This is a genomic window from Achromobacter sp. (genome assembly GCF_049647645.1).
In the GTDB taxonomy this organism is placed as follows: Bacteria; Pseudomonadota; Gammaproteobacteria; order Burkholderiales; family Burkholderiaceae_B; genus Achromobacter.
In genome coordinates, this window is record NZ_JBARYB010000185.1 from 25,485 (window position 1) to 52,463 (window position 26,979).

Annotated in this window: 25 protein-coding genes; 14 read left to right on the top strand and 11 right to left on the bottom strand. The window is 66.3% G+C overall.

Annotated elements, in window-relative coordinates; translation table 11 throughout:
• The first annotated feature begins 4 nt into the window (after positions 1-4).
• Positions 5-397 carry a 50S ribosomal protein L17 gene (rplQ, locus tag WBB14_RS21115; protein WP_006389635.1) on the top strand — a complete coding sequence of 131 codons (393 nt, stop codon included), beginning with the start codon at positions 5-7 and terminating at the stop codon, positions 395-397.
• A 73-nt stretch (positions 398-470) separates the two neighbouring features.
• Here the strand turns inward: rplQ and WBB14_RS21120 are convergent, their stop codons facing one another.
• A complete protein-coding gene (locus WBB14_RS21120) occupies positions 471-908 on the bottom strand; it encodes an HIT family protein (protein ID WP_424241557.1) in 438 nt (145 codons plus the stop codon).
• Positions 909-1,021: 113 nt separating this feature from the next.
• Between WBB14_RS21120 and cutA the strand changes: the two genes are divergently transcribed.
• From cutA to WBB14_RS21135, 3 genes are all read left to right on the top strand, one after another.
• Positions 1,022-1,369, top strand: coding sequence for a divalent-cation tolerance protein CutA (gene cutA, locus WBB14_RS21125; RefSeq protein ID WP_424241558.1), 348 nt, complete (start codon positions 1,022-1,024; stop codon positions 1,367-1,369).
• Between the two features lie 86 nt (positions 1,370-1,455).
• Complete coding sequence (dsbD, locus tag WBB14_RS21130) at positions 1,456-3,261, top strand: protein-disulfide reductase DsbD (RefSeq protein WP_424241573.1); 1,806 nt, start codon at positions 1,456-1,458, stop codon at positions 3,259-3,261.
• 272 nt (positions 3,262-3,533) lie between these two features.
• Positions 3,534-4,418 (top strand): DMT family transporter, encoded by an 885-nt coding sequence (locus tag WBB14_RS21135; RefSeq protein WP_424241574.1) that lies wholly within the window; start codon positions 3,534-3,536, stop codon positions 4,416-4,418.
• Between the two features lie 55 nt (positions 4,419-4,473).
• On the opposite strand, the gene hemB is transcribed toward WBB14_RS21135, so the two are convergent.
• From hemB to WBB14_RS21150, 3 genes are all read right to left on the bottom strand, one after another.
• On the bottom strand, positions 4,474-5,490 hold the full coding sequence (gene hemB / locus WBB14_RS21140; RefSeq protein ID WP_424241559.1) for a porphobilinogen synthase: 1,017 nt from the start codon (positions 5,488-5,490) through the stop codon (positions 4,474-4,476).
• On the bottom strand, positions 5,487-6,110 hold the full coding sequence (gene yihA / locus WBB14_RS21145) for a ribosome biogenesis GTP-binding protein YihA/YsxC (protein WP_013396987.1): 624 nt from the start codon (positions 6,108-6,110) through the stop codon (positions 5,487-5,489). The genes hemB and yihA overlap by 4 nt, the downstream gene beginning before the upstream one ends.
• Positions 6,111-6,200: 90 nt before the next feature.
• A complete protein-coding gene (locus WBB14_RS21150) occupies positions 6,201-6,353 on the bottom strand; it encodes a hypothetical protein (protein WP_424241560.1) in 153 nt (50 codons plus the stop codon).
• Between WBB14_RS21150 and WBB14_RS21155 the strand changes: the two genes are divergently transcribed.
• From WBB14_RS21155 to ccsB, 3 genes are all read left to right on the top strand, one after another.
• Positions 6,352-7,053, top strand: coding sequence for a c-type cytochrome (locus WBB14_RS21155; protein ID WP_041656906.1), 702 nt, complete (start codon positions 6,352-6,354; stop codon positions 7,051-7,053). The genes WBB14_RS21150 and WBB14_RS21155 overlap by 2 nt on opposite strands.
• 118 nt (positions 7,054-7,171) lie before the next feature.
• The gene (locus WBB14_RS21160; RefSeq protein WP_424241561.1) at positions 7,172-9,250 is read left to right on the top strand and encodes a cytochrome c biogenesis protein ResB; all 2,079 of its coding nucleotides are present in this window, start codon (positions 7,172-7,174) and stop codon (positions 9,248-9,250) included.
• An 8-nt stretch (positions 9,251-9,258) separates the two neighbouring features.
• Positions 9,259-10,626: a c-type cytochrome biogenesis protein CcsB gene (gene ccsB, locus WBB14_RS21165; protein WP_424241562.1), complete on the top strand. Its 1,368-nt coding sequence runs from the start codon at positions 9,259-9,261 to the stop codon at positions 10,624-10,626.
• Positions 10,627-10,693: 67 nt separating this feature from the next.
• Here ccsB and lysA read toward each other — a convergent pair whose 3' ends face one another.
• Both lysA and lptM read right to left on the bottom strand, forming a co-directional pair.
• Positions 10,694-11,986, bottom strand: a complete 1,293-nt coding sequence (gene lysA / locus WBB14_RS21170; RefSeq protein WP_424241563.1) for a diaminopimelate decarboxylase — start codon at positions 11,984-11,986, stop codon at positions 10,694-10,696.
• Complete coding sequence (gene lptM, locus WBB14_RS21175) at positions 11,983-12,150, bottom strand: LPS translocon maturation chaperone LptM (protein WP_424241564.1); 168 nt, start codon at positions 12,148-12,150, stop codon at positions 11,983-11,985. Before lptM ends, lysA begins: the two co-directional genes overlap by 4 nt.
• A gap of 54 nt (positions 12,151-12,204) precedes the next feature.
• Between lptM and cyaY the strand changes: the two genes are divergently transcribed.
• Positions 12,205-12,534, top strand: coding sequence for an iron donor protein CyaY (cyaY, locus tag WBB14_RS21180; RefSeq protein WP_332015311.1), 330 nt, complete (start codon positions 12,205-12,207; stop codon positions 12,532-12,534).
• A gap of 60 nt (positions 12,535-12,594) precedes the next feature.
• Here the strand turns inward: cyaY and WBB14_RS21185 are convergent, their stop codons facing one another.
• Positions 12,595-15,042: a penicillin-binding protein 1A gene (locus tag WBB14_RS21185; protein WP_207467372.1), complete on the bottom strand. Its 2,448-nt coding sequence runs from the start codon at positions 15,040-15,042 to the stop codon at positions 12,595-12,597.
• Positions 15,043-15,156: 114 nt separating this feature from the next.
• Here WBB14_RS21185 and WBB14_RS21190 point away from each other — a divergent pair, with 114 nt between their 5' ends.
• From WBB14_RS21190 to WBB14_RS21200, 3 genes are read left to right on the top strand one after another with little or no spacing between them, the layout of a single operon-like run.
• The gene (locus tag WBB14_RS21190; protein ID WP_424241565.1) at positions 15,157-15,798 is read left to right on the top strand and encodes a shikimate kinase; all 642 of its coding nucleotides are present in this window, start codon (positions 15,157-15,159) and stop codon (positions 15,796-15,798) included.
• Positions 15,795-16,871 (top strand): 3-dehydroquinate synthase, encoded by a 1,077-nt coding sequence (gene aroB, locus WBB14_RS21195; protein ID WP_424241566.1) that lies wholly within the window; start codon positions 15,795-15,797, stop codon positions 16,869-16,871. The genes WBB14_RS21190 and aroB overlap by 4 nt, the downstream gene beginning before the upstream one ends.
• Before the next feature lie 23 nt (positions 16,872-16,894).
• Positions 16,895-18,022: a deoxyguanosinetriphosphate triphosphohydrolase gene (locus WBB14_RS21200; protein WP_424241575.1), complete on the top strand. Its 1,128-nt coding sequence runs from the start codon at positions 16,895-16,897 to the stop codon at positions 18,020-18,022.
• A 51-nt stretch (positions 18,023-18,073) separates the two neighbouring features.
• On the opposite strand, the gene WBB14_RS21205 is transcribed toward WBB14_RS21200, so the two are convergent.
• Entirely contained in the window at positions 18,074-19,267 is a 1,194-nt protein-coding gene (locus WBB14_RS21205) for a M20 aminoacylase family protein (protein ID WP_424241567.1), read from the bottom strand.
• Positions 19,268-19,290: 23 nt separating this feature from the next.
• Positions 19,291-20,292 carry a tripartite tricarboxylate transporter substrate binding protein gene (locus WBB14_RS21210; RefSeq protein WP_424241576.1) on the bottom strand — a complete coding sequence of 334 codons (1,002 nt, stop codon included), beginning with the start codon at positions 20,290-20,292 and terminating at the stop codon, positions 19,291-19,293.
• 129 nt (positions 20,293-20,421) lie between these two features.
• Here WBB14_RS21210 and WBB14_RS21215 point away from each other — a divergent pair, with 129 nt between their 5' ends.
• Positions 20,422-21,324 (top strand): LysR family transcriptional regulator, encoded by a 903-nt coding sequence (locus WBB14_RS21215; RefSeq protein WP_424241568.1) that lies wholly within the window; start codon positions 20,422-20,424, stop codon positions 21,322-21,324.
• A gap of 7 nt (positions 21,325-21,331) precedes the next feature.
• Here the strand turns inward: WBB14_RS21215 and WBB14_RS21220 are convergent, their stop codons facing one another.
• Entirely contained in the window at positions 21,332-21,994 is a 663-nt protein-coding gene (locus WBB14_RS21220; protein WP_424241569.1) for a glutathione S-transferase N-terminal domain-containing protein, read from the bottom strand.
• 33 nt (positions 21,995-22,027) lie between these two features.
• Positions 22,028-24,883: an excinuclease ABC subunit UvrA gene (gene uvrA / locus WBB14_RS21225; RefSeq protein ID WP_424241570.1), complete on the bottom strand. Its 2,856-nt coding sequence runs from the start codon at positions 24,881-24,883 to the stop codon at positions 22,028-22,030.
• A gap of 186 nt (positions 24,884-25,069) precedes the next feature.
• Here uvrA and WBB14_RS21230 point away from each other — a divergent pair, with 186 nt between their 5' ends.
• Together WBB14_RS21230 and ssb are read left to right on the top strand one after the other, a co-directional pair.
• The gene (locus tag WBB14_RS21230) at positions 25,070-26,266 is read left to right on the top strand and encodes an MFS transporter (protein WP_424241571.1); all 1,197 of its coding nucleotides are present in this window, start codon (positions 25,070-25,072) and stop codon (positions 26,264-26,266) included.
• Positions 26,267-26,565: 299 nt separating this feature from the next.
• The coding region (gene ssb, locus WBB14_RS21235; protein WP_424241572.1) for a single-stranded DNA-binding protein at positions 26,566-26,979 on the top strand (414 nt) is incomplete at its 3' end.

Here is a 26,979-nt window from a genome sequence, read left to right on the forward strand (position 1 = left end):
TATCATGCGTCACGGTAATGGCTTGCGTAAGCTCAACCGCACCAGCAGTCACCGTCTTGCCATGTTCCGCAACATGGCCGTTTCGTTGATCACCCACGAAGCCATCAAGACCACGCTGCCGAAGGCGAAAGAATTGCGCCGCGTCATCGAACCCCTGATCACGCTGGGCAAGGAGCCCACGCTCGCGAACAAGCGTCTGGCTTTTGCCCGTCTGCGCGATCGCGATGCGGTGGTGAAGCTGTTCGCCGAAATCGGCCCGCGCTACGCGGCCCGTAACGGCGGCTACACCCGCGTGCTGAAGATGGGCTTCCGTCAAGGCGACAACGCTCCCATGGCTTTCATGGAACTGGTTGACCGTCCGGAAGTTGATGAAGCCGCTGAGGACAGCGCCGAATAACTTCGGCAGCTCGATAAGCGACAAGGGCGGGTCTTCGGACCCGCCCTTGTTTTTTTTGCGCGGCCGCCGCGCGTTACGAGGCGTGCAGTTCGCCCCGTAATTGGGCCGCCGTCGCGACCAGCGCCGCCGCGTCCGGTTGGGGCGGCATCTTGAAAGTCAGGTCCTGCTGCTCGATGTACTGGGTGGACGTGACGTCCTGCGGATGATGCATGGGGATGACGTGGGCATGCGCGTGCGCTACGTGGATGCCCGTGAAGGCGAAACCCACGCGCTCGACGTCATACAGGCGCTTCATGTGACGCCCGAGCTTCTGTCCCAGGTTGAGGATGCTGCCCGCCAGGTCGGCCGGCATGTCTTCGTAATAGGGATAGTGCTGCTTCGGGATGATGAGCGTGTGGCCGGGGCGCACCGGATGGATATCGAGAAAGGCCAGCAGGCGCTCGTCCTCGTGGACCACGTGCGCGGGGATTTCGTGGCGGGCAATGCGGCAGAACAGGCAGTTATCGGACATGCGTGCCTCGTTGGGAGCGGCGGCGCGTTCAGGCCCGGCGGATCCGGACGATGGCCGCAATACCGATAAAATACCCCGAGTTACATCCCATACGGGTATCCCGAGGAGCCTCCATGTTGCGAGATGACGACGTTGTGCTGGTCATCAGCAATGCGCCCGACCTGCTGCTGGCCAAGCGGATTGCGCATATCCTGGTTGAAGACGGCCTGGCCGCCTGCGTGAACCTTGGCGCGCCGGGCCTGTCCATCTACATGTGGAATGGAGAGGTCGAAGGGGCGGAGGAAATCCCCATTCATATCAAGACCACATACGCGCGCCATCAGGCTGTAGTGCAGGCCCTGGCGCAGATGCATCCCTACGATGTGCCCGAGATCATCGTGCTGCCCGTCATTGGCGGCGCGGCGCCCTATCTGGACTGGGTGCGTGAGCAGACGGCCGTCACGCAGAACAAGAGAGACTGATGTTGCAACTAGCCGGTATCGGCGCGCTTCGGCGCGAGTCCTGCGCGTCACGCGCCTTCTTCAGGCATCTTGCGGCCTTGCTGGCCATGATGCTGCTGTTGCTGGGCTGGCAGGCCGCGGCACGCGCCGAGGCCGAGTTCCTGGACCCCGAGAAGGCCTTCGCGTTCAGCGCCGAAATGGTGGCGCCCGAAACGCTGGAAATGCGCTACCGCGTCGCGCCCGGCTACTACATGTACCGGGAACGCTTCGGCATCACCATCAGTCCCATCGGCGCCGCCACCCTGGGCGAAGCCGTCTATCCCAAGGGCGAGGTCAAGTACGACCCGACCTTTGAGAAGGACATGGAGGTCTTTCACCAGGACGTGGTGATCCGCGTGCCGGTGGCCGCGGGCGGACAGCCCTTCACCCTGACCCTGACTGCGCAGGGCTGCGCCGACGCGGGGCTGTGCTATCCGCCCATGGACAGCAGTGTGAAGCTCACGCCGGTGGCTGGGGGCTATGCCCTGGCCGGGCCCGGGGGAACGCCTGCGGCGGCCTCCTCGGGCGCCGCAGGCGGCTTGGGCGCGCTGGTCAATGCTGGCGATACCGGCCTGGCCGACGCCCTGGGCGGCCTGGGTTGGGTCAAGACCGCCGGCGTGTTCCTGGTGCTGGGCCTGTTGCTGGCCTTCACGCCCTGCGTGCTGCCCATGATCCCTATCCTGTCGTCCATCGTGCTGGGCGGCGCGGCGCAGGCCAAGCCGTCGCGCGGCCGTGGCCTGGCGCTGGCCGCGACCTACGTGCTGGGCATGTCGGTCGTCTACACCGCGCTGGGCGTGGCGGCGGGGCTGAGCGGAGCGGGACTCGCCGCCTGGTTGCAGACGCCGTGGATCCTGACGCTCTTCGCGATACTGCTGGCCGTGCTGGCGCTGGCCATGTTCGACGCATTCACGTTCCAGATGCCGGCCGGCGTCCAGGGCTGGCTGTCGCAACGGTCGGCGCGCATTCCGGGCGGACGCTATACGGGCGCGCTGGTGATGGGCGCGCTGTCGGCGCTGATCGTCGGTCCCTGCGTGGCCGCGCCGCTGGCGGGCGCGCTGCTGTACATCTCGCAGACCGGCGACGTGGTGCTGGGCGGATCGGCCCTGTTCGCGATGGCGTGGGGAATGGGCGTGCCGCTATTGATCGTGGGTGCGTCCTCGGGCGCCTTGTTGCCCAAGGCCGGTCCCTGGATGGACGGCGTGAAGCGTTTGTTCGGCATGCTGTTGCTGGCGACCGCCTGGTGGATGCTGATACCGGTGGTGCCGACCTGGGTACAGATGACGGGCTGGGCCTTCCTGGCCGTGGTTGGCGCCGTCATGCTGCGGGCCTTCGATGCCTTGCCGGACGGCGCGGGTTCCGCGCGCATGTTCGGCAAGGGCGTGGGCCTGTTGCTGGCGCTGGCGGCGGCGGCCTGGCTCATCGGCGCGGCCAGCGGCGGGCGCGACGTGCTGCAACCGCTGTCGCACCTGGCGGCGCGCGCCGATGCGCCCGCGGGCGTGGCAGCCAGCAGCGGCGAAACGCACTTTACCCGCGTGCGCAACAACGCTGAGCTGGACGCCTTGCTGGCGCAAAGCCGCCAGCCGGTGATGCTGGATTTCTACGCCGACTGGTGCGTGTCGTGCCGCGAGATGGAGCGCTTCACCTTCACCGATCCGGGCGTCGCGCAGCGCATGTCGGGGATGCTGCTGGTGCAGGCCGACGTGACCGCGAACAATGCCGACGACCGCGCGCTGCTCAAGCGCTTTCGCCTGTTCGGTCCGCCGGGCATCATGTTCTTTGAACCGGGCGGCAAGGAGCTGCCCGAGGCGCGCGTGGTGGGCTTCCAGGACGCCAAGCGCTTCACCGAATCGCTGGACAAGGTGCTGCTGCGCTGAACCAGGGCGGACTTGCCGCAACGTTGATCCGCAAGACCTGAAGGCCGATCCCAGTCCAGGCGCGTTGCGGTGGTGGTCAGCGACATGATCTAGTGATGGCGATCTTGCGGGCGGCCTGCCTCGGCACGCATTGAGTCGAGGACCCAGGCGCGATACCATGTCCGCAGCGCCGCGTGGGCGGCGCGCCCCATTTCCCTTCCAGGCCGGCGCCCGTGACGTCCCCGACAGTTGATGCAAGCCAGGACCGCACAGGTCTTATCTATCTTCAATTGATGTTCGTCATGGCCACTTGGGGCCTGAACATCGTCTCGGTCAAGTACCTGACGCTGCACATGGATGTGCAGGCTCTGGCGGCCGTGCGCATCGTTATTGCATTCATCACCGTCACCCTCATCATCAAGGCCCGCCGCGGCCGCATCCCTCGGCTGGGCCGCGCGGAGCTGGGTTGGGTTGCGCTGGCGGGATTCCTGGTCGTGTACGCCCACCAGATGGCGCTGGTGACGGGCCTGCGGGTGTCGTCGGCGGCGAACGGCACGCTCATCATGGCCACCAGCCCCTTGCTGTCGGCGCTGCTGGCCGCCATCTTCTATCGCGAGAAACTGACGCTGGTGCGCATTTCAGGCGCCTTGCTGGGCCTTCTGGGCGTGGGCATGGTGGTGGTCGGCAGCGGCGCGCAGATCGGCCTGACAGGTTGGGGCGATGCCATCGTCTTTCTCGCTGTGCTGGTGTTCGTGTGCGGGGGGCTGGTGATACAACGCATGTCGCGCAGCATGGATCCGCTGGGCATGCTCTGGTACATGTACCTGGCCGGCGGCCTGATGCTGGTGCTGCATGCGGGGCTGACGCCGGCGTCGTATCAGGGCGATACCTGGCAGATGACGTGGTGGCCGTGGCTGGTGCTGCTGTTCTCGGCGGTGATCGCCTCGGGCGTCAGCAACATCGTGTGGAATGCCGGCATTGCCCGGCTGGGCATCAGCCGCGCAGCCTTGTTCGTGAACTGGCTGCCGATCTTCGGCCTGCTGTTCGCGGCCCTGTTCCTGGATGAGCACGTCACGCCCACGCACGTCGCGGGGCTGGCCTGCGTGCTGGGGGGAACCTGGCTGGGATTGCGCCGCGGGGCGCCGGTGGCGGGCCGCAACGCGGCCGCAAAGACTTGATGCGGCTGGCGTCGCGGGCGGCTTGTACTGGCCGCGCCCGCGATGCCGTCAGCGCTTAGCGCTGGCTCTTCAGCAGCTTCGCGGCTTCGAGCGCGAAGTACGTCAGGATGCCGTCTGCGCCGGCGCGCTTGAACGCCAGCAGCGCTTCCATCATGACCTTGTCGTGGTCCAGCCAGCCGTTGGCTGCGGCGGCTTTGATCATGGCGTACTCGCCGCTGACCTGGTAGGCGAAGGTGGGCACGCGGAACGTGTCCTTGACCCGGCGCAGCACGTCCAGATAAGGCATGCCGGGCTTGACCATGACCATGTCGGCGCCTTCCTGCAAGTCTGCCGCGACTTCGCGCAGTGCTTCGTCGAGATTGCCCGGGTCCATCTGGTAAGCCATCTTGTTGGACTTGCCGAGATTCGTGGCCGAGCCCACGGCGTCACGGAACGGACCGTAGAAGGCGCTGGCGTACTTGGCGGAGTAGGCCATGATCTGCGTATGGATGTGGCCGTTGGCTTCCAGCGCGCGGCGCACGGCGCCGATGCGGCCGTCCATCATGTCGCTGGGGGCGACCATGTCGACGCCGGCCTCGGCCTGCGTGAGCGCCTGCTTGACCAGGATTTCGACGGTGGCTTCGTTGATGACGTAGCCGTTTTCGTCGATGACGCCGTCCTGGCCGTGGCTGGTGTACGGATCCAGCGCCACGTCGCACAGGATGCCGAGTTCCGGGACTTGCTTCTTCAGCTCGCGCACCACGCGCGGGATCAGGCCGTCGGGGTTGGTGGCTTCGATGCCGTCGGGCGTCTTGAGCGCGGGATCGATGGCGGGGAACAGCGCCAGCACGGGAATGCCCAGTTCCACGCATTCCCTGGCCACCGGCAAGAGCGTGTCCAGCGAATAGCGGACCACGCCCGGCAGGGACGGCACGGCCTGCTGCAGGCCGGCGCCTTCGGCCACGAACACGGGATAGATCAGATCGTTGACCGTCAGCGCGTTCTCGCGCACCAGGCGGCGGGTGAAGTCGTCGCGGCGCAGGCGGCGCGGGCGGGATACCGGGAATTCAGGGGAGATGATCTGCGGGTTCATGGTACGACCTTGGGAGAAATCCAGTTTTCTATGTGCGCGCCCGCCTCTTCGAGGCCGATGCGTTCCGGCGCCGAGAAGGGGATGGTGTGCAAGGCGCCGATGTCGGCCAGGTCCTTGCGCACGGAGAACACGGTGCGCATGCGCTGGCCGTAAGGCAGCTTGTCGGCCTTGGTCAGCAGTGCCAGCACCGGGCGTCCGGTGGGGGCGATGAAATTGGCGAGGCGGCGGTCCAGCTCGGTGACGCCGCGGCGGATGTCGATAAGCAGCACGATGCCGACCAGCGATTCGCGGTCGCGCAGATAGCCGCCCAGGATGTCGGCCCATTTTTCTTTTTCGTTGCGGGCCACGGACGCATAGCCGTAGCCGGGCAGGTCGACAAGAAAACCGATGTGGCCTTCCGGATCCAAGGGGTCCGGCAGGCCGAACATATTGATCAAGCGCGTGCGGCCTGGCGTCTTGCTGGAGAAGGCAAGACGGCGCTGGTTGCACAGCACGTTGATGGCCGTGGATTTGCCGGCGTTGGAGCGGCCGACAAAGCAGACCTCGGGAGCGCCGGCGGCCGGCAACTGGTCGAGGCGAGCCGCGGAAGTGAGGAAAGAGGCGCGATGTAGGAGGGACACGGGTGGCTTTGGATACGGTTGGTTTCGAGCCCTATTGTATAATCCGGCGTTTGCAACAGTGGTCCCCGTGCGTGGAGCCGTCTTTTTTGCTTACTGTTTCGCTTGCTGAATGCTTTTTCCGGCAAGTTCGCAGCAACATCGCAGGCAGGAAGGCAAAGCAGGTTCGATACGGTATTCCAGGGTGTGCGGGCAGGCGTGGGCGCCTTTTTGCGCCTTGATCGATGCGATCGTCGAGGTCTTCATGAAGCGTGTGCTGTCCCGGATGTTGGTTGCGAGCGGGCTGTTGCTCGGCGCCTCCGCCTTATCTACTACGAGTTTCGCCGCCGAAGGCGCTGCGGGCCCGGTAAAACCAGATGCCGCCAAGGGCGGACAGCTGTTTGACCAGGGCGATGCGGCCAGGGGCATCATCGCCTGTGCGTCCTGTCATGGCGCGGCGGGCAATAGCACCATACCGGTGAACCCCAATTTGGCCGCGCAGTCCCACGAGTATCTGGCCAAGCAATTGGCGGACTTTCAGATCAAGCCCGGCGCCAAGCTGCCGGTGCGCAATGGCGCGGGCGGCAATCCCACCCCGATGACGGCCATGGCGCAGAACCTGACGCCCGCCGACATGCAGAACATCGCGCTGTACCTGGCGCAGCAGCCGCTCAAGGAGCCCGCCACGGCCGGCCAGGAGAAGCTGGTTGATCTGGGTCAAAAGATCTGGCGCGGCGGTTTGCCGGATCGCAAGGTTCCGGCGTGCGCCTCATGCCATTCTGCCAATGGTGCCGGCATCCCCAGCCAGTATCCCCGGCTGTCGGGCCAGTTCCCCATGTACATCGAAGAGCAGCTGAAGCTGTTCCGCAGCGGCGACCGCAAGAACGACGTCATGTTCGCCATCGCGGACCGCATGTCGGACGCGGACATCAAGGCCGTGTCGGATTACGCCGCCGGCCTGCGGTAGGCGCCAGTCCGCCACGCGCGCGGCTGGTCCGCGTTCTGCAAACTTAGCGCAGCGGAACCTCGTTCCGCCGCGCGCTGTCTATGAGGGGGGTAGCCGATAGCGCGGCCCCCCTTTTTTCATGAATTCGACACGCACACACACCCGTCCCTCCCTGCGCAGCCTGCCCGGCGATTTCTTCGAATTGCTGGGCTCCATGCGTTTCGCCGTCAGCCTGCTGATGTTCATCTGCGTGGCGAGCCTGGTGGGGACAGTGCTGCAGCAGAACCGCTCGTCGAACAACTACATCGACCAGTTCGGGCCGTTCTGGTTCGAAGTGTTCGACAAGTTTTCCATCTGGCACGTTTACAACAGCTGGTGGTTCCTGCTGATCATGGGCTTCCTGGTGGTGTCGACCTCGGTCTGCCTGATCCGCAACGCGCCCAAGATGCTGCGCGATGCGCGCTCGTTCCGCGAGCATGTCCGCGCCAGCAGCCTGCGCGCCTTCCCGCACCGCGTCGAAACCGAAGAACCCACCGACGTGCCGCAGACGGCTGCGGGCCTGAAATCCCTGCTGGGACGGCTGGGCTACGCGGTGCGCGAGCGCCAGGATGCGGACGGGGTGCTGCTGGCGGCCAAGAAGGGCAGCGCCAACCGGCTGGGTTACGTGTTTGCCCACGCCGCCATGGTGATCATCTGCATCGGCGGACTGCTGGACAGCGAATTGCCGGTGCGCCTGCAGGTCATGTTCGGCGGCAAGAAGCCCATCGTCGAAAACATGCTGATCTCGGAAGTGCCGGAAAGCGGCCGCCTGTCGGTCGACAACCCGAGCTTCCGCGCCAGCGTGCTGGTGCCCGAGGGCGGCCAGGCCAGCACGGCGGTCGTGATGGTGGGTGACGGCGCCCTGGTGCAGCCCATGCCCTTCACGCTGAAGCTCAAGAAGTTCGTGGTCGACTATTACTCCACCGGCATGCCCAGCCGCTTCGCCAGCGAGGTCGAGGTCACTGACCCGGACACCGGCAAGAGCTTCGATTCCACCATCGAGGTCAATGAGCCGCTGCGCTTCAAGGGCATGACCGTCTACCAATCCAGCTTCGACGACGGCGGCAGCACGGTGGTGCTGAAAGGCTATCCGTTAGTAGGATCTGACGCCGCCACGTTCGCAGTTGACGGCACGGTGGGCAAGACCAGCGAAGTAACCGCTCACACTGCTCGCGGTGGACGCAGCATGGGCATCGAAATCACCGCCCTGCGGCCCATCAACGTCGAAGACCTGACCCGCGGCGACCCCAAGGGCGGCAACCAGAGCTTCGCCGAGCACGTCGCGTCGGTCTCCGGCAGCGCCGCAGGCAAGAAGAACGAAAACCTGCGCAACGTCGGCCCCAGCGTCGAATACAAGCTGATCGACGACGCCGGCCAAGCCCACGAATTCCAGAATTACATGCTGCCCGTCGAACTGGACGGCGCCGCCGTGTTCCTGGCCGGGGTGCGCAACAACGCCTCCGAACCCTTCCGCTATCTGCGCATTCCGGCGGATGACGACAGCTCGATCGCCGAATTCATGCGCCTGCGCGCGACCCTGGCCGATCCGGCGGCGCGCCAGGAAGCCGCGCGCCGCTTCGCGGAACGCAACAGCCCTGCGGGAACGGATCGCCAGCCGCTGCAGACGGCTGCCGAGCGCGCCCTGGAAACCTTTGCCTCCGGCGGCCTGCAAGCCGTGGCGGCGTTCCTGCAGGCCAATACGCCGCCGCAGGACCTGGAGCGGGCCGCCGACGTGGTGATCCGCCTGATCGGCGCCAGCATGAACGAATTGCGCGCCATCGAGCGCGAACGCGCCGGCCTGCCCGCCGTGGCCGTTGAAGGCCCGGATGCGGAACGCGCCGCGGTGTGGTCGCGTCTGGCAGTGGCGGCGCTGTCGGACCTGACCGTCTATCCAGCGCCGGTGTTCTTGTCGCTGGCGGATTTCCAGCATGTGCAGGCCAGCGTCTTCCAGGTCAGCCGCACGCCGGGCAAAAACACCGTCTACCTGGGCAGCCTGCTGCTGGTCCTGGGGGTGTTCTCGATGTTCTATATTCGAGACCGCCGCATCTGGATCTGGGTCAAGCCGCAAGGCAGCGGCAGCAGCGTCCTGGCGGCCATGACGTCCCAGAAGCGTACACTCGACTTCAATCAGGAGTTTGAACGCTTCAAGCAGGCGCTGCTGCGCCAGAAGAGGTCTTAAGGTTTCCTATGTCCACTACGACCACCACGCATCCCTCGTCGCCGCAAGCGCTGGCCGCCGCGCCGGATCAACTCTGGCAGGACGCCCTGTCCGAAACCGGCGACAGCCGCGCGCAGCGCGGCAGGCCCGACTGGACCGACGTCGTCTTTTTCCTGTTGCTGTCGGTGGGCGCGGGCTTCGCGCTGACCCGCTACAGCAACGCGATGGACTACTACGAGAAGATCATCCTGTGCGGCACCGTGCCGGTGCTGGCCTGGATGGGCTGGCTCTGGCGCCCGCTGCGCCACCTGATGGTCGCCTGTGCGATTGCGGCCGGGCTGGCGCTGATGCTGTACGGCAACGACCTGGCCCGGGCCGAGCAGGTGTTCTTCCTGAAGTACCTGTTCTCGTCGCAGTCTGCGATCCTCTGGATGTGCGCGCTGTTTGCGCTGGCCATGGTCTGCTATTGGATCGGATTCTTCAGTCCCACGGCCGCCTGGCTCGGCACGGCACTGAGCTGGGGCGCAGTATTCGCGGGCGTCACCGGCCTGCTGGTGCGCTGGCGCGAAGGCCACCTGATGGGTCCGGACCTGGGCCACATCCCGGTCAGCAACCTGTACGAAGTGTTCGTGCTCTTCGCGCTGATCACGGCGTTGTTCTACCTCTACTACGAACGCAAGTACGCCACGCGCGCGCTGGGCGGCTTCGTGATGCTGGTGGTGACGTCGGCCGTGGTGTTCCTGCTGTGGTACTCGTTCACGCGCGATGCCGGACAGATCCAGCCGCTGGTGCCGGCGCTCAAGAGCTGGTGGATGAAGCTGCACGTTCCGGCAAACTTCATCGGCTACGGCACCTTCTCGCTGGCGGCGATGGTGGGTTTTGCCTACCTGGTCAAGCAGCACGGCCAGACCACGTCCTGGGCCAAGCTGGCGCCGCTGTTCGTGCTGGGTGTGCTGCTGTGCGCCGAGCCCATGGTGTTCCGCACCGACGGCCTGTCGGCTACCTGGATGCTGTATTTCGGCGTGGGGGCGGTGATCGTGGGCGCCATCCTGCTGGGCCGCCGCCGCATCGCCGCGGCGTTGCCGTCGCTGGAAGTGCTGGACGACATCATGTATCGCGCCATCGCGATCGGCTTCGCGTTCTTCACGGTCGCCACCATCCTGGGCGCGCTGTGGGCGGCCGACGCCTGGGGCGCGTACTGGCAGTGGGACCCCAAGGAAACCTGGGCGCTGATCGTCTGGCTCAACTATGCGGCCTGGCTGCACATGCGCCTGATCAAGGGCTTGCGCGGCACCATGGCGGCCTATTGGGCGTTGATGGGGCTGTTGATCACCGGCTTTGCTTTCCTGGGCGTGAACATGTTCCTGTCGGGGCTGCACTCCTACGGCGAACTGTGACGGCATGGTCTGCCGGCCCAATGAAAATGCCCCTTTCGGGGCATTTTTCATTTGTGGGTTCGGCGCTTCAGGGCAGGGTGGATTCGCCCCGGAGCAGGTCATCCAGCGTTTCGCGCTGGCGCACCACGTAGTACTTGTCGCCGTCGACCATGGCTTCCGCCGCGCGGGGGCGCGCGTTGTAGTTGCTGGCCATGGCCATGCTGTAGGCGCCTGCGGACTCCACCGCCAGCAGGTCGCCTTGCTCGATCGCCAGCTTGCGCTGCCTGGCCAGCCAGTCAGCGCTCTCGCAGACCGGGCCGACGATGTCATAGAGGGTTTCGTCGCCCGCGCGCGGATGCACGGGGCGTACGCCGTGGAAGGCCTCGTACAGCGCGGGGCGCAGCAGGTCGTTCATGGCGGCGTCGACGATGGCGAAGTTGCGCGCTTCCGAGTGCTTCAGGTACTGGACCCGGGTGAGCAGCACGCCGGCGTTGCCTACCAGTGAACGGCCGGGTTCCAGCACCAGCTGCAGATGGCCGAAGCCGCGCGCGTTCAGGCGTTCGAAGACCCGGTCCAGCAAGGCCTTGGGTGAGGGCGGGATCTCATCCGTATAGCGGATGCCCAGGCCGCCGCCCAGGTCCAGATGGGCGATCCTGATGCCGGCCTGATCCAGCTTTTCGATCAGGTCCAGCAGCTTTTCCAGCGCATCGAAGTAGGGACTGATATCGGTGAGCTGCGAACCGATGTGGCAGTCCACGCCCACGATGTCCAGGCCCGGCAGCGACTGCGCGCTGCGGTAGACGTCCAGCGCCGACTCGATGGCGATGCCGAACTTGTTTTCCTTCAGGCCGGTGGAAATGTACGGATGCGTTTGCGCGTCCACGTCCGGGTTGACCCGCAGCGAGACGGGCGCGCGCAGGCCCATGCCATGCGCGACTTCCGACAGCCGGCGCAATTCGGCTTCGGATTCGACGTTGAAGCACTTGACCTGGGCCGCAAGCGCGGCGCGCATTTCCCAGGCCTGCTTGCCCACGCCTGAAAACACGATCCTGGACGGGTCCGCGCCCGCCGCCAGGGCGCGCTTGAGCTCGCCGCCGGAAACGATGTCGAAGCCCGCGCCCAGGCGCGCGAATTCCTTCAGGACGGCCAGGTTGGAATTGGCCTTCATGCCGTAGCAGACCAGCACGGGGTGCTGGCCGACGGCGTTGCGGTAGGATTCCCAGGCGGCCTTGAGCGCGGCGCGCGAGTACACGTACAGCGGCGTGCCCAGCTTTTCGGCCAGGTGATCCAGCGGCACGTCCTCGGCGTACAGCACATTATTGCGGAACTGGAAGTACGGATGACCGGCCAGTTCAGGCTGCGCGGGGAATCGGGGAGTCATGGAAGCGACGGCGTCGGCGGGATGACCGTCGGCTGCTGTTGCTGTTGCTGTTGCGTACGCGAGGGCGGCTTGCCGTCAGGCGTCGGCATGTACAAGGGGCCCTTGTACCCGCAGGCCGCGACCATGCCGGTCGCCAGCAGCGTGGCTACAATGCGAAGGACCATGCGGCGAAATGCCAAGTGGAACACTGGGAACTCCTAAATCTTGCAGGCTCGATTATGACCGAAACCGAATTTCTTGCGTTGATCGACCAGGTGCTGAACAGCATCGAAAGCCAGGCCGATGACTGGGCGGCTTCGCTCGATGTCGATGTCGAAACCAGCCGCAGCGGCAATGTGTTGACGATGGTTTTCGAAGACAACACCCACGTGGTGGTGAACAGCCAGGCTGTCATGCAGGAGCTGTGGGTCGCGGCGCGCAGCGGCGGCTTCCATTACCGCTACGATGGCCAGCACTGGAACGATACCCGAGGCGGCCCGCAGTTGCCGGACGCCCTGTCGCAAATCTGTTCCGCGGCCGCTGGCGTGCCCGTGACGATACGCCTGTAAAAAAGCCAGGTTCAGGGCGAAAAAAGGCCGGCCCATCGGGCCGGCCTTGCTATTTGCGCGTCAGAACGGGATTTTCTGGGACCAGGGCGTATTGCTTTGCGTGCCTACGCCCGGCGCCACCTTGATCCGGGTTTCCTCGCTGGTGCTGCCGTTCAGGCCGTTGAGGAATTCACCCAGCGTGTCGGCTTCGGGCAGGCCCAGGCGTGCCACCGCTTGTCCAGGCGGGAATTCGGAGAAATAGAACTCGCCGTTTTCCACGATGAGGCCGTCGGGCCGGGGGCGGGGCTTCTCTTCGGGCACGCCCTTGAGGACCGTCTGCATGTAATCGACCCAGATCGGCATGGCGACGCCGCCGCCGGTTTCGCGCGAGCCCAGCGATTTGGGCTGGTCAAAGCCCAGCCACGCGGTGGCGACCAGCGACGGGGTATAGCCGGAGAACCAGGCGTCCACGGATTCGTTGGTGGTGCCGGTCTTGCCGGCAATGTCGTTGCGCTTGAGCAGGACGCGGGCGCGCGCCGCAGTGCCGTAGGTGGCCACGCCGCGCAGGATGTCGTCCATGATCCAGGCGGTGCGCGGATCGATAGCGCGGGCCGCGGCGTCGCCGGCCACCACCGGCTTCGATTGCATGATGACCTTGCCGTTGCTGTCGGTAACGCGGTCGATCAGGTAGGGCGTGACGCGGTAGCCGCCGTTGGCGAACACCGAGAAGGCGCCGGCCAGTTGCAGGGGCGTGACCGAGCCCGCACCCAGCGCCAGCGGCAGCACGGCCGGCTGGCGGGCCTTGTCGAAGCCGAAGCGGGTCAGGTAATCCTGCGCGTACTGCGGACCGATGGCCTGCAGGATACGGATCGACACCATGTTCTTGGACTTGTACAGGCCCTGGCGCAGGGTCAGCATGGGTTCGTACTGGTTGCCGTAGTTCTTCGGGTTCCAGGCCTTGGAGCCGGTCTGCGCGGCCGTCAGCTCGAAGGGCTGGTCCGAGATCTGCGTGCCCGGGGTCAGGCCGCGTTCCAGCGAAGCGGCATAGATGAAGGGTTTGATGTTCGAGCCCGGCTGGCGCCATGCCTGCGTCACGCGGTTGAAGTTGCCGCGGTAGAAGTCGAAGCCGCCCACCATGGCGCGGATGGCGCCGTCCTGCGGCGACAGCGCCACGAAGGCCGCCTGCACCGAGGGCAGGTTGATGATTTCCCAGTTGTCGCCGAACTTGCGGATGTAGACCACGGAGCCGCGCTTGATGCGCTGCTCGGGCTTGGCCTTGTCGTTCAGCGCGCGCGCCACGACGCCCAGCACCTTCTTGTCGGTGACGGTGATGATCTCGCGCGAGCTGCGCGCCAGTTTCACTTCGGTGGGGCTGGCCGACAGCACCAGGGCCGTCAGCAGGTCGCCGCTGTCGCTGAATTTGTCGAACACGCCGTCCAGGAATTCATCGAGCGCCTGCGGGTTGTTCTCGGTGCCCGGGGGCAGGTCCAGCTGTTCCTCGGGGCCGGGGTAGGGCGCGCGGCGCGTGTATTCGAGCACGCCTTCGCGCACGGAGCGATAGGCTGCTTCCTGGTCCTTGGACTGCACGGTGGTGTAGATATTGATGCCGCGCGAATAGACGTTGTCCTGGTACACGTTGAACAGCAGCTGGCGCGCCAGTTCCGCCACGTATTCGCCATGGATGGAATAGCCGCCGGCCGGCGTGCCTTCCGCGGACTTCATGACGATGGGCTGGGCCAGCGCCTGCTGGTATTCCGGTTCGGTCAGGTAGCCCAAGGAGTGCATGCGGCCCAGCACGTAGCGCTGGCGCAGCTCGGCGCGCGGGCGGTTGGCGATCGGATTGAAGCGCGACGGCGCCTTCGGGATGCCGGCCAGCATGGCGGCTTCGGCCGGCGTGACTTCCGCCAGGGGCTTGCCGAAATAGGTGCGCGAGGCGGCCGCGAAACCATAGGCGCGGTGGCCCAGGTAGATCTGGTTCATGTAGAGCTCGAGGATCTGGTCCTTGGTGAGCTCCGATTCGATCTTGAAGGTCAGCAGCAGTTCATAGAACTTGCGCGAATAGGTCTTCTCCGACGACAGGTAGAAGTTGCGCGCCACCTGCATCGTGATGGTGCTGGCGCCCTGCGACTTCGACATGCTGATCAGGTTGGTCAGGCCCGCCCGCGCCACGCCCATCCAGTCGATCCCGCCGTGCTGGTAGAAACGGTCGTCCTCGGCCGCCAGCACCGCGGACTTCATGACGTCCGGGATCTCGTTGAAGCGCAGCACGTTGCGGCGTTCTTCGCCGAATTCGCCGATCAGGACGCGATCCGCCGTATAGACGCGCAGCGGCACCCGCGGGCGGTAGTCCGTCATGGCGTTCAGGTCCGGCAGGTTGGGCCAGGCCAGCGCCAACGCCATTCCGGCCAGCAGCACGCCGCACAGGAACAGGCCGGCAAAGAAAATGCCGGTTTTGACGAAGAATCGCAGTATCGGGGAACCGCTCTTGGCGGGCTTGTCTTTTTTGGAGGAATTCTGGGGCTTGCTCATCGCGGCGATTTTACGGGTATCTCCGGGTCCGTCTTGGCACGGGGTACCGGTTTCTGTAACAAAGTCGTTCAGTGTGGTACGCGGGCAACTGGCGGCTGATGTGATAATGCCGTCATGAACTTTTCCGCTATCTCATGTCCGGAGGCTGACCCGGACCCGGCGTCCTCCGGCGAGACGCCTGAAAACCTGCCTTGCGCCGCTGAGTGCACAGGCAAGGCCACTACGTTGCCGCATGACCTGCCGGTCTTCCTGGTCGGGATGATGGGCGCGGGCAAGACGACCATAGGGCGTGGCCTGGCGCGTGCGCTGGGGCGCGAGTTTATGGACTTGGATCATGAGCTCGAGGCGCGTTGCGGCGTGCGGGTGCCGGTAATCTTCGAAATCGAGGGCGAAGCCGGCTTTCGTCGCCGGGAATCCGCCGCCTTGGAAGAGTGTACCCAACGGCGCAACATAATTCTCGCCACCGGGGGCGGCGCCATCCTGGCGCCGGAAAACCGCCAGCGGCTGCACGAGCGCGGCATCGTGGTCTATTTGAGGGCCAGCGTGGACGAATTGTTCCGCCGCACCTGCCGCGACCGCAACCGTCCCCTGTTGGCCACCGCCGATCCGCGCGGCACGCTGCGCGACCTCATGACCCTGCGGGAACCCCTCTATAAGGAAGTGGCCGACCTGGTGGTGGAGACGGGCGCCATGCCCATCCACACCCTGGTCAAGGCGCTGCTGCCGCAATTGCAAGCCTTCGAGAAGCGCATATGAACGTTGTACACGTGGACACCCCGGGCGGAAGCTACCCGATCAATATCGGCCCCGGCCGCCTGGACGCCCTGGACCTGAGCATTCCCGCCGACGCCACCGCGATCGCCGTGGTCACCAACCCGACCGTCGCCGCCCTGTACGGCGAACGCGCCGAGGCCGCGCTGGCCAGGACCGGCAAGCGGGTGCTGCGCATTGAACTTCCGGACGGCGAAGCCTACAAGGACTGGCAGTCGCTGAACCTGATCTTCGACGCCCTGCTGGCCAACCGCCTGGACCGCCGCTGCGTGCTGGTGGCGCTGGGCGGCGGCGTGATCGGCGACATGACCGGCTTCGCGGCCGCGGTCTACATGCGCGGCGTGCGTTTCCTGCAGGTGCCCACGACCCTGCTGTCGCAGGTCGACTCATCGGTGGGCGGCAAGACCGCCGTCAACCATCCGCTGGGCAAGAACATGATCGGCGCGTTCTACCAGCCGGTCGCCGTCGAGATCGATACCGACGTGCTGAACACGCTGCCGGCGCGCGAGGTGTCCGCGGGCCTGGCGGAAGTGATCAAGTACGGCCTGATCCTGGATCCGGCCTTCTGGTCCTGGTGCGAGGAAAACGCGCAGAAGCTGCGCGAGCTGGACCCGGACGCCGTCACCTACGCCATCCGCCGTTCCTGCGAGCTGAAGGCGCAGGTGGTGGGCAAGGACGAACGCGAATCCGGCCTGCGCGCCATCCTGAACCTGGGCCATACCTTCGGCCACGCCATCGAATCCGGCCTGGGCTATGGCGCCTGGCTGCATGGCGAAGCGGTGGGTTGCGGCATGGTGCAGGCGGCCGAGCTGTCGGCCGATGTCGCCGGTTTCGACCGCGCCGACGTCGAACGCGTGCGCGCGCTGGTGACCGCCATCGGCTGTCCTGCGGTAGCCCCGGACCTGGGCGCGGACCGCTGGCTGGACCTGATGCAGGTGGACAAGAAAACGGAAGGCGGCTCGATCCGCTACGTGCTCATGAGCCGCATCGGCGTAGCCATGATGCGCCCGGCTCCCGACGACGCGGTGCGCGCCGTCCTGGCTCGCACCACCCAATAGACATGCTGGAGACGGTGTTGCAGATGAAAGAACTGGCTTCCTATGCATCCCACCCGTCTCAATCGCGCGGGCGGGCCTATGCCGAGCCGCCGCCGGAAAATCGGACGGAGTTCCAGCGCGATCGCGATCGCATTGTCCATTCCGGCGCCTTCCGGCGGCTGGAATACAAGACCCAGGTCTTCGTCAACCATGAAGGCGACCTGTTCCGCACCCGCCTGACCCACAGCCTGGAAGTGGCGCAAATCGCGCGTACGCTGGCGCGCAGCCTGGGCCTGTCCGAAGACCTGACCGAAGCCATCTCGCTGGCGCATGACCTGGGCCACACGCCGTTCGGCCATGCCGGGCAGGACGAGCTCAATGCCTGCATGCGGGAACTGGCGCCCGAGGCGGGCGGCTTCGAGCACAACCTGCAAAGCCTGCGGGTGGTGGACGAACTGGAAGAACGCTATGCGGACTTCAACGGCCTGAACCTTTGCTTCGAAACGCGCGAAGGCATCCTCAAGCACTGCTCGGCCGCGCATGCCCGTCAGCTGGGCGACGTGGGCCAGCGCTTCCTGGACCGCACCCAGCCTTCGCTGGAAGCGCAGTTGGCCAACCTGGCGGATGAAGTCGCCTACAACAACCACGACATCGACGACGGCCTGCGTTCGGGCCTGATCACGCTGGAACAGCTGAAGGAAGTCTCGATCTTCGAGCGCCACCATGCCCATGTGCTGGAAAGCTATCCCGGGCTGGCCCCGCGGCGCGCCGTGGCCGAGACCATACGTCGCATGATCAATACCTTGATCGTCGATCTGACGCAGACTTCGCTGGCGCGCATCCGCGAATTTGCGCCCGCCACCGCCGACGACGTGCGCCGCGCGCCGCTGCTGGCGACGTTCTCGCCCGAGATCCGGCGCGAGGCCGACGAGCTGAAGAAGTTCCTCTTCGATAACTTGTATCGCCACTACCGCGTGCTGCGCATGACGACCAAGGCGCGGCGCATTGTGCGCGAGTTGTTCGCCGCCTTTCTGGACGATCCGCGCCTGCTGCCGCCCGACTATCGCCGGCCTGCGTTCAATGAGCAGGCCCGCGCCATCGCCGACTACATTGCCGGGATGACGGACCGTTACGCCATCCGCGAACACAAGCGCCTGTTCGAGATGGCCTGAGGCCTGCCCGGGGCGGCGCGAGCACAGGCCCCAGCGCGTTGCCGCCGCGCTTCAGCCCGCCAGGTAGCGCTGCGTCAGCAGCACCCAATAGGCTGCGCCCACGGGCAGGCTGTGGTCGTTGAAGTCGTAGCCCGGGTTGTGCACCATGCAGGCGCCGTGCCCGCTGTTGAAGCCCTCCGCCGAGCCGTCGCCGTTGCCCACCAGCAGGTAGGAGCCCGGCACTTCCTCCAGCATGAAGGCGAAGTCCTCGCTGCCGGTCAGCGCCCGGGTTTGGAGCTCCACCCGCTCGGCGCCCACTAGCTCCACGGCCACCTGACGCGCGAAATCAGTTTCTTCCTGGGTGTTCACCAGCACGGGATAGCCGCGGCCATAGTCGATGGTCGCCCGCACCTGGTAGCTGGCCGCCTGGCTGTGGACCAGTTCGGTGATGCGCGCCTGCAGCGTGTCGCGCACGCCGCGGTCCAGCGCGCGCACGCTGAGCTTGAGCGTGGCGGTCTGGGGAATCACGTTGTTCGCGCGGCCGGCGTTGAACGCGCCGACCGTGATCACCGCCATGTGCAGGGGATCGATGTTGCGGGCGACGATGCTTTGCAGGCCCATGACGATGGCTGCGCCGGCCACCACTGGATCGGCGGCGCAATGCGGCATCGCGCCGTGCCCGCCCACGCCTTCCAGCACGATGGTGACGTTGTCGGAGGAGGCCATGGCGGGGCCGTCGCGCAGCAGCAGGCGGCCTTGCGGATGGCCCGGCATGTTGTGCATGGCGTAGATGGCGTCGCAGGGATACTTGCGGAACAGGCCGTCCTCCATCATGCGCTTGGCGCCGCCCAGACCTTCCTCGGCGGGCTGGAAGATCAGATTGAGCGTGCCGTCGAAGTCGCCATGCTTGGCCAGGTGGTGCGCCGCTGCCAGCAGCATGGCGGTGTGGCCATCGTGGCCGCAGGCATGCATTACGCCTTCGTTGCGGCTGGCGTGATCCAGGCCCGTGGCTTCCTGGATCGGCAGGGCGTCCATGTCGGCGCGCAGGCCCAGGCGTTTGCCGCCCTTGCCGCGGCGTAGCTGCCCGACCAAGCCGGTGCCGCCCAGGCCGCGTTCCACTTCATAGCCCCATTGGGTCAGGCATTGCGCCACCAGGTCGCTGGTGCGGAATTCCTGGAAGCCCAACTCGGGATGGCGGTGGATGTCGCGGCGGATCGAGACGAACTCGTCGGCCTGCGCGGTCATGGCCTGCAGGATGGGATGCATGTGGGGTTGATCCTGGAATCGGGTCACGGGTTGCCGGCCAGTTTCACGTGGCGGGAGATTTCGCGGAAGCGTTCGGTCTCGGCGCGGTACATGGCATCGGCCTGTTCCGCGCTCATGGGGGCGGAAACTTCGATGTTCTGGTGGGCCAGGCTGTCCTTCACCGCCGGATCCTGCATGGCGGCATTGAGCGCGGCGTTCAGGCGCGACACCACGTCTTGCGGCGTGTCGCGCTTGACGAAGTAACCGGTCCAGGTGGTGAAGTTGAAGCCCTTGAGCAGCTGGCCTTCATTCACCGACGGCACCGACTTGAGCGCCGGCAACTGGCTGCGCTGCGGGTCCAGGCTGGCCAGCAGCTTGATGCGGCCCTGTTCGGCCAACGCCACCTGCTGCTGCGACAGCGGCAGAATGGCCAGGTCCACCTGGCCGCCGCCGATGTCCTGCATCAGCGGCGCGCCGCCCTTGTAGGGCACGTGCATCATGTTGGCGCCGATGGTGCGGGCCATGTGCTCGCCCAGCACGTGGTACAGCGAACCCACGCCCACGCTGCCGAACGTCAGCGGCTGGGTGGCCGAACGCGCGCGCGCCAGCGTGACCAGCTCGTCAGCGTTGTTGGCCGGCAGATCGGCGCGTGCCACGATCACCAGGGGCGCCATGCCTATCATCTGCACCAGGCGGAAATCCTCGCTCTTGAGCTTGACCGCGGGGTTGGCGATGGGGGACAGGATCAGCTCGTTGGGCGAGCCCTGGAACAGGTAGTAGCCGTCGGCCTTGGCGCCCAGCACCTTTTGCGCGCCGAGCGCGCCGCTGACGCCGCCCAGGTTCTCCACCAGCACGGGCTGGCCCAGCTGCTTGGACACGGGCGAGGCCACCACCCGGGCGATGGAGTCGGAGGCGCCGCCGGCCGGGTAGGGCACCATCATCATGACGGGCCGGTCGGGATAGTCTGCGGCCTGGGCGCCCTGGCCCAGCAGTGCCGCGCCCAGCGCCAGCGCACAGCCGGCCCGGCGCAGGCCATTGGAAAGCATGCTCACGAAATTCCCCTTGGAATGGATATAGGCGTGATCCGCATGCTAGGGACTGGCCTCGCTAGTTGTCTAACGAATTGTTATTCTGGAAGCTAGAAAAAAAACTCATAGTTAAACGGGGACTCGAGCATGAATCTCAAGCAGCTCGAACATCTGCTGGCGGTGGCCGAGGCAGGCTCCTTCAGCCGCGCGGCCGAACATCTGCATCTGACCCAGTCGGCGCTCAGCCGCAGCATCCGCCTGCTGGAAGAAGACCTGGGGGCGCGGCTGCTGGACCGCATGGGCAAGCGCACCGAATTGACTCCGCTGGGCCTGACCGTGGCCAGCCGCGCGCGGCGCATCCTGTTCGAATCCGGCGAGCTGCGCCGCAGCGCGGAACTCTTGACCCAGGGCGACCGGGGCAGCATCAGCATAGGCCTGGGATCGGGGCCGGGCGTCATGCTCATGACGCCGCTGCTGGCGCACGTGGCGCAGCACTATCCGCAAGTGCGGCTGGACGTGATGCGCGGTTCGCCGGAGGCCCATCTGGCGTTGTTGCGCCAGCGGCGCCTGGATGCGCTGGTGGTCGATACCCGGGGCATCGTGCCAGCGGCCGACCTGCGCATCGAGCCCATATCGGAAATGCGCGCCGGATTCATCTGCCGCCGCGGCCACCCGCTGGCCCAGGCAGGGCGGCCGGCGCGCTTCGCGGAGGTCGCGGCCTACCCGCTGGCGTCCACGTTTCTGGCGGCGGACACCGTGCGCATCGTGGTCGAGCATTTCGGCATCGAGGCGGACCCGCAGACGTCGATGCGCCTGCGCTGCGATGAAATCGGCAGCGTGCTGGAAGCGGTGCGCGTGTCGGACGCGGTGTTCCTGGGCATCGTCGGCGCGGCGCGGGTCGGCATCGCCGCCGGCGAGCTGACGGAACTGCCCACCGACCCGCCGCTGCGCAGCCACGCGCTGTTCGCGATGGTGACCCTGACGGGCCGCACCGAGGCGCCGGCGATGGCGCTGGTGCGCGAATTCGTGGCCCAGCGTCTGCGCGATTGAGCCCGCTTCAGCGGTGCTTGCGGTAGGGCTCGTCCTCGGGCACGAAGGTGGCTTCCGCCAACGCGTCGCGCGTCCACTCCTGCATGGCGGGCAGCGCCAGCACCGCGTCCATGTAGTCGCGCACCGGCCCCGCAGCCGCGATGCCATAGGTGTTGAAGCGCGAGACCACCGGGGCGAAGAAGGCGTCGGCGATCGAGAATTCGCCGAACAGGAAAGGTCCGCCCTGGCCAAATTCCGCGCGCGTGTCGTGCCAGATGGCTTGCAGGCGCGAGATGTCCTGTTGCGCGGCCTCGGGCAGGTCGATGCCGGGCAGCCGCGCCTCGACGTTCATGGGCAGCGCTTGGCGCATGGCGCCAAAGCCGCTGTGCATCTGCGCGGCCAGCGAGCGGGCGCGGGCGCGCGCCTTGGGGTCTTGCGGCCACAGGCGGGCCTCGGGATGGCGCTCGGCCAGGTATTCGCAGATGGCCAGCGAATCCCAGACCGCGAAGTCGCCGTCCAGCAGCACCGGCACCAGGCCTGCCGGCGACACCGCGCTCACGCGGCGCGAGAATTCCTCGGTGAAGAAGCCGAGCTTTTGTTCCGTGAACGCAATGCCCATGGCGCGCATGGCAATCCAGGGACGCAGGGACCAGGACGAGTAATTCTTGTTGCCGATGATCAAGGTGTACATGCCGCGATCCTCTCTAGCCGTTGATGTGATGGTTCATGCGCCCGGGCTGCGGCGCAGCAGCTTGCCCAGGTATTGTCCGGTGTGGCTGGCGGCAGTGTCGGCCACGTCTTCCGGCGTGCCCTGCGCGACCACGCGGCCGCCGCCATCGCCGCCTTCGGGGCCCATGTCGACGACCCAGTCCGCGGTCTTGATGACGTCCAGGTTGTGTTCGATGATCAGCACGGTGTTGCCGCTGTCGACCAGCTGGTTCAGCACCTGCAGCAGCAGTTCGATGTCGCGGAAATGCAGGCCGGTGGTGGGCTCGTCCAGGATGTAGAGCGTGCGGCCGGTGCTGCGCCGCGACAGTTCCTGCGACAGCTTCACGCGCTGCGCTTCGCCGCCCGACAGGGTGGTCGCGCTCTGGCCCAGCCGGATGTAGGACAGGCCCACGTCGATCAGCGTGTGCAGCTTGCGGGCGATGGCCGGCACGGACTCGAAGTACTCCAGCGCCTGCTCCACGGTCAGGTCCAGCACTTCGCTGATGTTGCGGCCGCGATAGCGGATTTCCAGCGTTTCGCGGTTGTAGCGCTTGCCGTGGCAGACGTCGCAGGGCACGTACATGTCGGGCAGGAAGTGCATTTCCACCTTGACCACGCCGTCGCCCTGGCAGGCTTCGCAGCGGCCGCCCTTGACGTTGAAGCTGAAGCGCCCCGGATCGTAGCCGCGGGTGCGCGCTTCCGGCACGCCCGCGAAGAGTTCGCGGATCGGCGTGAACAGGCCCGTGTAGGTCGCGGGGTTGCTGCGCGGCGTGCGGCCGATGGGGCTCTGGTCCACGCTGATGATCTTGTCGAAGTTCTCCAGCCCCAGCATCGACACGTAGGGCGCGGGTTCGCTCTGCGCGTGGTGCAGCTGGCGCGAGACGGCGACCGCCAGCGTGTCGTTGACCAGGGTGGACTTGCCCGAGCCGGACACGCCGGTCACGCACACCAGGCGGCCTGCCGGGATGCGCAGGTCCACGTCTTTCAGGTTATTGCCGCTGGCGCCCGACAGGGTCAGCCAGGACAGTTCGTCATTGACGGGGCGGCGCGCCGGAATGGCGATGGCGCGCGCGCCGCTGAGGTACTGGCCGGTCAGCGAATTCGGATCGCGCTGCACGGTTTCCGGATCGCCCTGGGCCACGACCTGGCCGCCGTGCTCGCCCGCGCCCGGCCCCATGTCCACCACCCAGTCGGCCATGCGGATCATGTCTTCGTCATGCTCGACCACGATGACGCTGTTGCCCAGGTCGCGCAGGTGCTGCAAGGTGCCGATCAGCCGGTCGTTGTCGCGTTGGTGCAGGCCGATGGAGGGCTCGTCCAGCACGTACATCACGCCGGTCAGGCCGGACCCGATCTGGCTGGCCAGGCGGATGCGCTGCGCCTCGCCGCCCGAGATGGTGTCGGCGCTGCGGTCCAGCGACAGGTAGTTCAGGCCTACGTTGTTGAGGAAGCTCAGGCGCGCCTCGATCTCGCGCACGATGCGTTGAGCGATCTCCTGCTTGGCGCCCGTCAGGCTCAGGTCGCGGAACCAGGCGAGGCAGGTCGACAGCGGCATGGCCTCGACTTCATAGATGGCCTGGCCATGGCGTTCGCCGCCGCGCGGATCGTGGCCGATCAGCACATTGCGGGCCTCCGGGCGCAGCCGCGAGCCGCCGCAGTCCGGGCAGGTCTTGATGTTGCGGTACTTGCCGAGTTCTTCGCGCACGGTGGCCGAATCCGTCTCGCGCCAGCGGCGCTCCAGGTTCGGGATCACGCCCTCGAAGGTGTGGCGTTTGACCGTGCTGCGGCCTTTCTCGTTCAGGTAGAGGAACGAGATCTCTTCTTCGCCGGAGCCGTACAGCACCTTGTCGCGCAGGGCTTCGGGCAGCTCCTCGAAGGGCGCCTCGATGTCGAATTCGTAGTGCGCCGCCAGGCTGGTCAAGAGCGAATGGGTGAAGGCGTTGCGGCGGTCCCAGCCGCGGATGGCGCCGGCCGCCAGGCTCAGTTCCGGGAAGGCGACCACGCGCTTGGGGTCGAAGAAACCGACCTGGCCGATGCCGTCGCAACTGGGGCAGGCGCCCATGGGGTTGTTGAAGCTGAACAGGCGCGGCTCCAGCTCGGGCAGGCTGTGGCTGCACACCGGGCAGGCGTAGCGGCTGGAGAAGACCTGTTCGCGCTCGCTGTCCATGTCCAGCGCCAGGGCGCGGCCCTCGGCCAGCTGCAGGGCGGTCTCGAAGCTTTCCGCCAGGCGCTGCTTGCTTTCGGGCTTGATGCGCAGCCGGTCGATCACGACGTCGATGTCGTGCTTTTCGGTCTTTTTCAGCGGCGCCATGCCGTCGATTTCGGTCATCTGGCCGTCCACGCGCAGGCGCACGTAGCCCTGCGCCTGCAGGCTGGCGCACTCGTCCTCGAAGCTGCCTTTCTTGCCGCGCGCGATCGGCGCCAGCACGGCCAGACGGGTTTCGGGCGTCCAGGACAGCACGGCGTCCACCATCTGGCTGACGCTCTGCGCCTGTAGCGGCAGGCCGTGGTCAGGGCAGTAGGGCGTGCCGACCCGCGCATACAGCAGGCGCAGGTAGTCGTGGATCTCGGTGATGGTGCCGACGGTGGAGCGGGGGTTGTGCCCCGCCGCCTTCTGCTCGATGGAAATCGCCGGGGACAGGCCCTCGATCAGGTCCACGTCCGGCTTGTCCATCAGTTGCAGGAACTGCCGGGCGTAGGCAGACAGGCTTTCCACGTAGCGGCGTTGGCCCTCCGCGTACAGCGTGTCGAATGCCAGCGAGGATTTGCCCGAACCGGACAAGCCGGTGACGACCACCAGCTTGTGGCGCGGCAGGTCGAGCGAGACGTTCTTGAGATTGTGGGTGCGCGCACCCCGAATGCGTATTGTCACGTCCATCGGGCTCTTTTAAGCGGTTTCAAAGGCCAACTTGGTACTATAGCGCGCCGAATCCCCCTGCGTTCGGGGCAGTTCTTCAGCCTGGATAGTCCCGGGGGCGGCATCGCACCGCCAGATCAGACCGTGAGCGTGTGACATCCACGCGCGCGGGCGAGCCCTAGTCATCGTTGAATCTTTCGCATGCAGGCAGATAAAAAACTGAAATTGACCCCGTCCGAGCGCCGCGCCAGCGTGGCGCTGGCCGGCCTGTTCGCCGCGCGGATGCTGGGGCTGTTCCTGTTGCTGCCCGTCTTCGCCGTGGCCGCCGCCGGCATGCCGGGCGGGGACGATCCCGCCCGCGTCGGCCTGGCGCTGGGCATGTATGGCCTTACGCAGGCCTTCATGCAGATCCCCTTCGGCCTGGCGTCCGACCGCTGGGGCCGTCGCCCCGTGGTGTTGTTCGGCCTGCTGCTGTTCGTGGCGGGCAGCATCGTCTGCGCGCAGGCGTCCGACGTGTACTGGATCACCATCGGCCGCGCCATCCAGGGCGCTGGCGCCATTTCCGCGGCCGTTACCGCCTGGCTGGCGGATTCCACCCGCGACGAGGTCCGCACCCGCGCCATGGCCATGGTGGGCGGGTCGATCGGCCTGTCCTTCGCCGTTTCGCTGGTGCTGTCGCCGGTGCTGGTGGGCTGGTGGGGCTTGTCCGGCCTGTTCTGGACCATCGCCTGCCTGGGCGTGATCTGCCTGGCCGTGGCGGGCTGGGTCGTGCCCGTGGTGCCGCTGACCCAGGCCCGCACCATGCAGGCGGCCAGGCCGCGCGAAGTCCTGACCCACAGCGACCTGCTGCGCCTGAACTTCGGCGTGTTCGTGCTGCACCTGATTCAGGTGGCGCTGTTCGTGGTGGTGCCGGCCCTGTTGGCCAAGGTAGGCGGCCTGGATGCGCGCGAGCTTTGGAAGGTCTATCTGCCCGTCATCCTGGTTTCCTTCGTGTTGATGGTGCCGGTGGTCTTCATTGCGGAAAAGCGCCGCGCCCATCGCGGCGCCCTGCGCGCCGCCGTCGCCGGGCTGGCGCTGGTGTGCGCCTTGCTGCCCGCGGCCAGCCATGGCTTCTACACCCTGGCCGCCGCCCTGACGGGCTTCTTCGTGGCATTCAACGTGCTGGAAGCCTTGCAGCCCTCTCTGGTGTCGCGGGTGGCGCCGCAGGCCTACAAGGGCCTGGCGCTGGGCTTCTACAACACCGCCCAGGCCGCCGGCCTGTTCGCGGGCGGCGCGCTGGGCGGCTGGCTGGCCTCGCATTCGGGCTCCAGCGCTGTCTTCATCGCTGCCGCGGTCCTGTCGGCGATCTGGCTGGCCGTGACCTGGGCGCTGCGGCCGCTGCCCCAGGCGGGCTGCTAGGCATCGCCACGGGCAGGCTGGAAAGTCGCCGGTCAGGCCCCGAAAAGCTCCCAATAGTCAGGGAAATCGGCCCGCCGGGGTGGGCGGCTTTGTCACATCCTGGTTTGGCGCGGAGGGCCCTTTTCGTCGATAATACGCATCAAATCAGGGCTTCACTCAGGGTTCAACCCGGCGTCGCCGGTCATCGTTACGGTGACCGGCGTGTTTCATGAAGCCGGTCTTCAACATCGCTTTTATGTTGTTGCCGGCGCGTCCGCGGCAACGCACACGCAGGCTGTCAACAACAGAGGGACAACGGCATGGCATCGGTTAACAAAGTCATACTCGTGGGCAATCTGGGACGCGACCCGGAAGTCCGCTACAGCCCCGAAGGGGCGGCAATCTGCAATATGTCCATTGCCACCACCTCCACCTGGAAAGACAAGGCTTCGGGCGAACGCCGCGAAGAAACGGAATGGCACCGCGTCGTCATGTACAACCGCCTGGCTGAAATCGCCGGCGAATACCTGAAGAAGGGCCGTTCGGTCTACATCGAAGGCCGCCTGAAGACGCGCAAGTGGCAAGACAAGGACACCGGCGCTGATCGCTACAGCACCGAAGTCGTCGCTGACCAGATGCAGATGCTGGGCGGCCGCGAAGACGGCGGCGGCGGCGCAAGCTTTGGCGGCGGTGGCGGCTACGACGACGCGCCTTCGCGCCCGGCGCAGCAGCGC

Coding starts and splice junctions, on each gene's coding strand:
- WBB14_RS21155 (WP_041656906.1), top strand. CDS start 6,352: ATGAAGCGTGTGCTGTCCCGGATGTTGGTTGCGAGCGGGCTGTTGCTC.
- WBB14_RS21160 (WP_424241561.1), top strand. CDS start 7,172: ATGAATTCGACACGCACACACACCCGTCCCTCCCTGCGCAGCCTGCCC.
- aroB (WP_424241566.1), top strand. CDS start 15,795: ATGAACGTTGTACACGTGGACACCCCGGGCGGAAGCTACCCGATCAAT.
- WBB14_RS21190 (WP_424241565.1), top strand. CDS start 15,157: ATGAACTTTTCCGCTATCTCATGTCCGGAGGCTGACCCGGACCCGGCG.
- lysA (WP_424241563.1), bottom strand. CDS start 11,986: ATGACTCCCCGATTCCCCGCGCAGCCTGAACTGGCCGGTCATCCGTAC.
- WBB14_RS21120 (WP_424241557.1), bottom strand. CDS start 908: ATGTCCGATAACTGCCTGTTCTGCCGCATTGCCCGCCACGAAATCCCC.
- ccsB (WP_424241562.1), top strand. CDS start 9,259: ATGTCCACTACGACCACCACGCATCCCTCGTCGCCGCAAGCGCTGGCC.
- WBB14_RS21205 (WP_424241567.1), bottom strand. CDS start 19,267: ATGCATCCCATCCTGCAGGCCATGACCGCGCAGGCCGACGAGTTCGTC.
- cutA (WP_424241558.1), top strand. CDS start 1,022: ATGTTGCGAGATGACGACGTTGTGCTGGTCATCAGCAATGCGCCCGAC.
- cyaY (WP_332015311.1), top strand. CDS start 12,205: ATGACCGAAACCGAATTTCTTGCGTTGATCGACCAGGTGCTGAACAGC.
- dsbD (WP_424241573.1), top strand. CDS start 1,456: ATGATGCTGCTGTTGCTGGGCTGGCAGGCCGCGGCACGCGCCGAGGCC.
- WBB14_RS21210 (WP_424241576.1), bottom strand. CDS start 20,292: ATGCTTTCCAATGGCCTGCGCCGGGCCGGCTGTGCGCTGGCGCTGGGC.
- WBB14_RS21220 (WP_424241569.1), bottom strand. CDS start 21,994: ATGTACACCTTGATCATCGGCAACAAGAATTACTCGTCCTGGTCCCTG.
- hemB (WP_424241559.1), bottom strand. CDS start 5,490: ATGAACCCGCAGATCATCTCCCCTGAATTCCCGGTATCCCGCCCGCGC.
- WBB14_RS21150 (WP_424241560.1), bottom strand. CDS start 6,353: ATGAAGACCTCGACGATCGCATCGATCAAGGCGCAAAAAGGCGCCCAC.
- WBB14_RS21215 (WP_424241568.1), top strand. CDS start 20,422: ATGAATCTCAAGCAGCTCGAACATCTGCTGGCGGTGGCCGAGGCAGGC.
- WBB14_RS21230 (WP_424241571.1), top strand. CDS start 25,070: ATGCAGGCAGATAAAAAACTGAAATTGACCCCGTCCGAGCGCCGCGCC.
- WBB14_RS21200 (WP_424241575.1), top strand. CDS start 16,895: ATGAAAGAACTGGCTTCCTATGCATCCCACCCGTCTCAATCGCGCGGG.
- lptM (WP_424241564.1), bottom strand. CDS start 12,150: ATGGTCCTTCGCATTGTAGCCACGCTGCTGGCGACCGGCATGGTCGCG.
- WBB14_RS21185 (WP_207467372.1), bottom strand. CDS start 15,042: ATGAGCAAGCCCCAGAATTCCTCCAAAAAAGACAAGCCCGCCAAGAGC.
- rplQ (WP_006389635.1), top strand. CDS start 5: ATGCGTCACGGTAATGGCTTGCGTAAGCTCAACCGCACCAGCAGTCAC.
- WBB14_RS21135 (WP_424241574.1), top strand. CDS start 3,534: ATGTTCGTCATGGCCACTTGGGGCCTGAACATCGTCTCGGTCAAGTAC.